This is a genomic window from Candidatus Binatia bacterium, from assembly GCA_036382395.1.
Lineage (GTDB): Bacteria > Desulfobacterota > Binatia > HRBIN30 > HRBIN30 > JAGDMS01.
Map to the genome: position 1 here is coordinate 1 of DASVHW010000337.1, position 5967 is coordinate 5967.

Sequence of the window (5967 nt, forward strand, 5' to 3'; positions counted from 1 at the left end):
GCGAGCCCGACTACCAGCCAGACGAACAGCCTGAGCCAGTTCTCCCAGCCGAGGTACGTCATCATGAGGAGATTACTCGCCATGCCCAGCAGCGGCACCCAGGGCACGAACGGCGTGCGAAACGGGCGCCGCAACCCCGGATTGGTGCGCCGCATGACCAAGACGGCGGCACACACGATGACGAACGCCATGAGCGTGCCGATGTTCACCAGATCGGCCAGGATCTTGAGGGGAAAGAGGGCCGCGACCACAGCCACCAGTACGCCGGTGAGGATCGTCGCCTTGTGTGGCGTGCGAAAACGCGGGTGAACGGCGCCGAAGAAACGATATGAGATCAGCCCATCGCGCGCCATGGCCAGCAGGATGCGGGCCTGACTCAGCAAGAGCACGAGCAGCACACTGGTGATGCCGACGACCGCACCGAGCGAAATCAGAAAGACGGCAACCGGCAGCCCGCGTGTCCCGAAAGCCCGCGCCACCGGCGCGTCCAGATCGATGTCGTGGTACGGGACCATCCCGGTCAGCACGGCGGCGACAAGGATGTAGAGCACCGTGCACACCGCCAGTGATGTGATGATGCCGATGGGCACGTCGCGCTGCGGATTACGCGCTTCCTCGGCGTGGGTCGAGACCGAGTCAAAACCGATATAGGCAAAAAAGATGTAGGCCGCGCCGCGAAAGACGCCGCCGGCACCGTACGGCAGGAACGGGTGCCAATTCTCGACCCGGATGTAGAATGATCCCACACCGATCACGAACAGCACCACCACCAGCTTGAGTATGACCATGGCGGCGTTGAAGCGCGCGCTCTCCCTGATGCCGATGACCAGCACGACCGTGATGGCGAGCACCACCAACGCCGCCGGCAGGTTGCAGTAGCCGCCGGTGCTCACCCAGGCATGGGTGTCGGGGTCGAAGTTGATCGGCGTCGCCGTCCAGCGCGTCGGCAGGTTGATGCCGAGGAGTTGGAGAAACGAGAGGAAATAATGCGACCAGCCGTGCGCCACCGTGCTCGAGGCGACGGCGTACTCGAGCAGCAGATCCCAGCCGATGATCCACGCCAACAGCTCACCCAACGTGGCGTAGGCATAGGTGTAGGCGCTGCCTGCGACCGGCACCATCGAAGCGAACTCGGCATAGCAGAGGGCGGCAAGCGCGCAGCCGAAGCCGGCGACGACGAACGACAGCATCAACCCCGGTCCCGCATAGACGTTGGCCGCCAGCCCCGTCAGCACGAAGATGCCGGCACCGATGGTGGCACCGATACCGAGTGCCGTCAGCGTGACGGGGCCTAGTACCCGGCGCAGGCGGTTGTCGCTCGCCATCTCCTCCTGGAGGAGCTTGACGCTCTTTACGGCGAACAGTTGCTGGCGCAGGCTCATATTCCCTCAGCGGCGACGACCATAGGGAACGCGGCCTGAGCCGTCAACCGAGGAAGAACAGGATCGCCAACCCCGCCAGGATCCGATAGTAGCCGAAGCCGGTCAACTTGTGGCGCTGGATGAAGGTGATGAAGGCCCGCACCACGATCAACGCCGAGAAAAACGCCGCCACGAAGCCGACACTCAGGGGCATGACGTCGTGCACGGACAGCAAGTGCCGCGCCTTGAACAGGCTGTACAGGCTGGCCGCACACATGGTCGGGATCGACAGATAAAACGAGAACTGCGTTGCCGCCGGCCGGTTCAAGCCCGCCAGCATACCGCCGATGATCGTCGCCCCGGCGCGTGACATCCCGGGAAGCAGAGACAACACTTGGGCCAGACCGACATAGAAGGCCTGCAGCCATCTGGTCTGGCCGATCTCCCGCACCTCGAAATGCCAGACCCGGCGCTCCACAAAAATGATGATGAAGCCGCCGACGATCAGGGTGGCGGCAACGAACTTCGGACTGAACAGATACTCTTCGATAGCCCGGTGGCACAAGAAGCCCACCGCAGCCGCAGGCAGAAAGGCAAGCATAACCTTGCCGATCAGCACCCTCGACTTCTCTTCGACTGCCGAGCTGGTCGCCAGTTGCAGCAGCGGCGTCCAATAATGCCACACGATCGCCAGGATGGCGCCCATTTGGATGAAGATCTCAAACGTTTCCCGCGATGCCTCGGGATAATCAATGACCGCCGACGCGACGATGAGGTGCCCGGTCGACGAGATCGGCAGGAACTCGGTAACCCCTTCGACAATACCCAGCGCCAGAGCCTTCAAAGCAAGCATTCAAACCACTCTCCCAACCGCCCCCGTGCCTCCTGTTCATTCCGCCCGATCATCAGCCTCAGACGGGCGTGGCTAGACCATTTGCAGACCGAACGCAACACGGCCAACGGACACACGGCCAACGGCAGTCGTCGCCCTGCTTTTCTTTCAGCCGCCTTCTCGATCCGCCGTGGACCATTGACCTCGACTCGCCTCAGATACTATCGTGCGCTCTCAGTTTTTCGGCGCGAGGCTCAGACCGGCAGCGCTGTCCAGGAGGAAAATCGATGCAAGCCACTACGCTCGCGAAGGAACAATTGTTCAGCATGTACCGCATGATGGTCACCATCCGCCGGTTTGAGGAAGCCCTTCGCAACCTGTTCTTCCAGGGACAGATCCCCGGCTTCGTGCACCTATCGATCGGTGAAGAAGCGGTACCCACGGGCGTGTGCGCCGCGCTGACCGACAAGGACTACATCACCACCACGCACCGCGGCCACGGCCACATGCTTGCCAAGGGGGGAAAGCCCAAGCTGATGATGGCCGAGATGTTCGGCCGGCGCACCGGCTACTGCAAAGGCAAGGGCGGCTCGATGCATATCGTCAGTTATGACCTCGGCATCCTCGGCGCCAACGGCATCGTTGGAGGCGGCATCCCCATCGCCGTCGGGGCCGCACTGGCCTCCAGCTTCCGTGGCAACGACGCCGTCGCCGTGGCGTTCTTCGGCGACGGCGCCTCAAATGAAGGGACCTTCCACGAGTCGGCCAACCTCGCCGGTCTGTGGAAGCTGCCCGTCATCTTCGTTTGCCAGAACAACGGCTATGCCGAGTTCACACCGACCTCCGAATCGACGGCGGTCAAGGACATCGCCATACGGGCGCAAGGCTACAACATGCCCGGCGTGATCGTGGACGGCAACGACGTCCTCGCCGTCTACGAAGTGGTCAAGACCGCCGTGGCGCGCGCCAAACGCGGCGAGGGGCCGACGCTGATCGAGGCCAAGACCTATCGCTGGGAAGGGCACGTGGTCGGCGAACAGGCCTTCGTCGGAGAGTACCGCCCGGCCGCAGAGATCGAAGCCGCCAAGCAGCGCTGCGCCATTGTCCTGTTCGCGAAGAAACTGCTCGCCACCGGTTTCATCGAACAAGCCGAGCTGGACCGCATCGCCGCCGAAGTGCAGCGCAAAATCGACGAGGCCATCGCCTTTGCGCAATCGAGCCCGTTCCCGGAACCGCAGGAAGCGCTCGACGACGTGTTCGCCCCGTGAGGAATTCTCGACCATCAACTATCGACTATCGACTGTGAACTGTCTTCAGAGGAGTTTTCCATGCCCGTGATCGGATTTATCGAGGCAATCAGGCAGGCCATAGGGGAAGAGATGGAACGCGACCCGAGCGTGTTCATCATGGGTGAAGACGTCAAGCTGGGGGCGTTTGCCGCCACGCGTGGCCTCTTCGAGAAGTTCGGAGCGGCGCGGGTACGCAATACGCCGATCTCCGAAGCCGGCATCGCCGGTGCCGGGATCGGCGCGGCCATGGCCGGCATGCGCCCCATCGTCGAGATCGAGTTCGCCAGTTTCTTCTACTGTTGCTTCGACCAGGTCTGCAACCAGGCCGCCAAGCTGCGCTACATGTCCGGGGGACAAGCGCGCCTGCCACTCACCTTCCGCTGCGTCTACGGAGCCATGGGGTCCGCGGCGGCGCAGCATTCCGAGGTCATCTACCCGCAGTTCCTCGCCGCACCGGGACTGAAGATAGTGGTCCCGTCGGGCGCGGCCGAAGCGAAGGGTCTGCTGAAGGCCGCCATCCGTGACGACAATCCTGTCCTCGTGTTCGAGCACGGACGCCTGGGATTCACCCAGGGTGAGGTACCGGACGGGGAGTACATTATCCCGCTCGGTCGCGGCGCGGTGAAACGCGCGGGCACGGACCTCACCATCATCGCCATCGGCGCCATGGTGCCCAAGGCGCTGACCGTCGCCGAAGAGATGGCGAAGGACGGCGTCAGTGTCGAGGTCTGGGACCCACAGACGCTGGTGCCGCTCGACGAAGAGGGCATGCTCGCCTCGGTGGCGAAGACCGGCCGTGTCGTGATTGCCGACGAGGGACACCTGCGCGGCGGCGCCGCCGGCGATCTGGCCGCCATCATCATCGACAAGGGCTTCGATTACCTCAATGCACCGATCAAACGGGTCACCGCGCTCGACGTGCCGATCCCCTTCAGCCCGCCGCTCGAAAACTACGTGCTGCCCGACGAAGCCAAGATCAAAGCGGCGGTCCAAGAAATCCTGCCCTAGCATCACTCAGGACCCAGGACCCATCACTCAAAACTCAGCACTCAGGACTGACATGCCGGTTGAAGTTGTCATGCCCAAGTTCGGCCTGACCATGCAGGAGGGCAAGATCCAGCAATGGTTCAAGGCCGAAGGCGACGCCATCGAGACGGGCCAGCCGCTGTTCGAAGTGGAGACGGAGAAGGTTCTCTACGAGGTCGAGGCGCCAGCCAGCGGTGTGGTGGCCAAGCTGCTGTACCCGCTGGAGTCGACGGTGCCCTGCGCCAAGGCCGTCGCCGTCATCGCGGTGGGCGGGGAGGATCCGGCCGCCATAGCGAAGGCCTATGCCTCGACGAAAGCGCCGGAAACCGGCGCGTCCACCCTACCCCACGCCGCGGCACCCGCATCTCAGCGCACAGCATCCACACCGGCTGGCGCCATCGTCGCCACCCCGGCGGCGCGCAAACTCGCCAAAGAGCGCGGCATCGATCTCGCCACGGTCAAGGGGACCGGTCCCGGAGGCCGTATCACGCGTGAAGACGTCGAGGCCGCCGCGGCAATGCCGCAGGGAACACCGCTGCATGGGATGCGCAAGAGCATCGCCGACCGCATGTTCAAGAGCCTGCAGTCGACCGCGCAGCTCACCATCACCACCGAAGCCGACGTCACACCACTGGTCGCGCGCCGCGAGCAGCTCAAGAAGGAGTTCAATCTCACCTTCACCGACATGCTGATCGAAGCCGTTGCGGGCGCGCTGGTGGCGCATCCGCGCCTGCGCCTCACGGTCGAAGGTGACCTGATCCAGCCGCACGAGGAGGTCAACGTCGGCATCGCCGTCGCCTTGGACGAGGGCCTCATGGTCCCGGTGATCCGTCACGCCGACACCAAGTCGCTGCAGCAGATCGCCGACGAGTCGCGGCGACTAGCGGAGAAAGCGCGCGCCGGGAGCCTGGGCGTTGATGAGGTCAGCGGCGGCACCTTCACCATCACCAACCTCGGCATGTACGGCATCGACGCCTTCACGCCCATCATCAATCAGCCGCAGATCGCGATCCTCGGCGTCGGTCGCATCGTGCCGAAGCCGGCGGTACACGACGGCCAGATTGCCATCCGCTCGATGATGACGCTCAGCCTGACTTTCGACCACCGCATCGTCGACGGCGCCCCCGCCGCGGCGTTCCTGCAGGACGTGGCGGCGCGTTTGAGCCGCAGTTAGCCCTTGGAGCCGGCGTGCCCTCACGCCGCTCTCACACACGCAGCGGCCTGAGGGCAGCCCGTCTACAAACGTCAGTCTGCGCCAATGTCCTGCGCGATACGCGTGGCGAAGGCCATGATCGACACCTGCGGGTTCACTCCCGTGCAGGTCGGAAAGATGCTGCCATCGGCCACGAACAAACGTTGTACATCGTGCACCTCGCCGCGCAGGTTCACCACGCTACTCTCGGGCGTGGGACCCATGCGGCAGGTACCCATCGGGTGAAAGCCGGTCGGGTTGAGTGCC

General features: G+C 63.9%; 6 protein-coding genes. 3 read left to right on the forward strand and 3 right to left on the reverse strand.

Annotated features, from left to right (window positions below; all coding sequences use genetic code 11):
* Together VF515_16200 and VF515_16205 are read right to left on the reverse strand one after the other, a co-directional pair.
* The coding region (locus VF515_16200; GenBank protein HEX7409172.1) for an amino acid permease at window positions 1–1382 on the reverse strand (1382 nt) is incomplete at its 3' end.
* Between the two features lie 43 nt (window positions 1383–1425).
* Window positions 1426–2214 (reverse strand): undecaprenyl-diphosphate phosphatase, encoded by a 789-nt coding sequence (locus VF515_16205; protein ID HEX7409173.1) that lies wholly within the window; start codon window positions 2212–2214, stop codon window positions 1426–1428.
* A gap of 266 nt (window positions 2215–2480) precedes the next feature.
* Between VF515_16205 and VF515_16210 the strand changes: the two genes are divergently transcribed.
* Genes VF515_16210 through VF515_16220 form a run of 3 tightly spaced genes read left to right on the forward strand, consistent with a single transcriptional unit; the run spans window position 2481 to window position 5682 of the window.
* Complete coding sequence (locus tag VF515_16210) at window positions 2481–3461, forward strand: thiamine pyrophosphate-dependent dehydrogenase E1 component subunit alpha (protein ID HEX7409174.1); 981 nt, start codon at window positions 2481–2483, stop codon at window positions 3459–3461.
* A gap of 60 nt (window positions 3462–3521) precedes the next feature.
* Window positions 3522–4490 (forward strand): alpha-ketoacid dehydrogenase subunit beta, encoded by a 969-nt coding sequence (locus tag VF515_16215; protein HEX7409175.1) that lies wholly within the window; start codon window positions 3522–3524, stop codon window positions 4488–4490.
* A 52-nt stretch (window positions 4491–4542) separates the two neighbouring features.
* Window positions 4543–5682, forward strand: coding sequence for a dihydrolipoamide acetyltransferase family protein (locus VF515_16220; protein HEX7409176.1), 1140 nt, complete (start codon window positions 4543–4545; stop codon window positions 5680–5682).
* Between the two features lie 71 nt (window positions 5683–5753).
* On the opposite strand, the gene VF515_16225 is transcribed toward VF515_16220, so the two are convergent.
* A partial coding sequence (locus VF515_16225; GenBank protein ID HEX7409177.1) for a GMC family oxidoreductase occupies window positions 5754–5967 on the reverse strand: 214 nt, incomplete at its 5' end.

Excerpts from the sequence above, each read along its gene's own strand:
- VF515_16205 (HEX7409173.1), bottom strand. The coding sequence starts at position 2,214 with ATGCTTGCTTTGAAGGCTCTGGCGCTGGGTATTGTCGAAGGGGTTACC.
- VF515_16210 (HEX7409174.1), top strand. The coding sequence starts at position 2,481 with ATGCAAGCCACTACGCTCGCGAAGGAACAATTGTTCAGCATGTACCGC.
- VF515_16215 (HEX7409175.1), top strand. The coding sequence starts at position 3,522 with ATGCCCGTGATCGGATTTATCGAGGCAATCAGGCAGGCCATAGGGGAA.
- VF515_16220 (HEX7409176.1), top strand. The coding sequence starts at position 4,543 with ATGCCGGTTGAAGTTGTCATGCCCAAGTTCGGCCTGACCATGCAGGAG.